Source organism: Cellulomonas telluris (assembly GCF_004886325.1).
GTDB lineage: Bacteria > Actinomycetota > Actinomycetes > Actinomycetales > Cellulomonadaceae > Cellulomonas > Cellulomonas telluris.
This window is the reverse complement of sequence record NZ_QXFN01000020.1, coordinates 1-674: the sequence shown is the minus strand read 5'-3', so window position 1 is coordinate 674 and position 674 is coordinate 1. Positions and strand designations below refer to the sequence as shown.

At 74.6% G+C, this 674-nt stretch carries 1 protein-coding gene; it reads right to left on the bottom strand.

The genetic code is table 11. The features are described from left to right. A partial coding sequence (locus FB586_RS18505; protein ID WP_136520835.1) for a sugar phosphate isomerase/epimerase family protein occupies nucleotides 1-674 on the bottom strand: 674 nt, incomplete at both ends.

Sequence of the window (674 nt, the reverse complement as noted above, 5' to 3'; positions counted from 1 at the left end):
GACGGGGCAGCTCGACGCTGGCCAGCCCGTCGAAGCCGGTCGCCAGCAGGGCGCGCAGCACGGCGTCCAGGTCGAGGGTGCCCTGGCCGAGCTCGAGGTGCTCGTGGACGTCGCGCACCATGTCGTCGACCTGCACGTTGCCGATGAGGTCGCCGGCGACGGCGATGGATGCCTGGGGGCTGCGTGGCTCGTTGCACACGAGGTGGCCCAGGTCGACGGTGAGGCGGAGGTGGTCCGGGCTGCCCAGCCGGCGCCGCAGCTCCAGCGCCTCGTCGACCGTGTCGACGTGCATCCCCGGCTCGGGCTCGAAGCAGACCGTGACGCCGAGGTCGTGGGCGAGGTCGAGCACCGGTCCGAGCCCGTCGGTGAGGCGGCGCCAGCCCTCGTCGGCGGACACGCCCTCCGGCAGCACGCCCGACCAGCACGACATCGCCTCGGCGCCGAGCTCGGCGGCGATCCGCACGGCCCGGCTCAGCAGCTCGGTGCGCGGACCCCGGTCGCCGTCGCTGACGAGGGTCGGCTCGTGCTTGCGCCACGGGTCGAGGACGTAGCGCGACCCGGTCTCGATGACGACGGCCAGGCCGTGGCCGGCGAGCGACTTCGCCACACGCGCGGTCTGCGCCCCCGCGTCGTCGGCGAAGGGGTCGAGGTGCGGTTGGTCCAGCGTGAGGGCC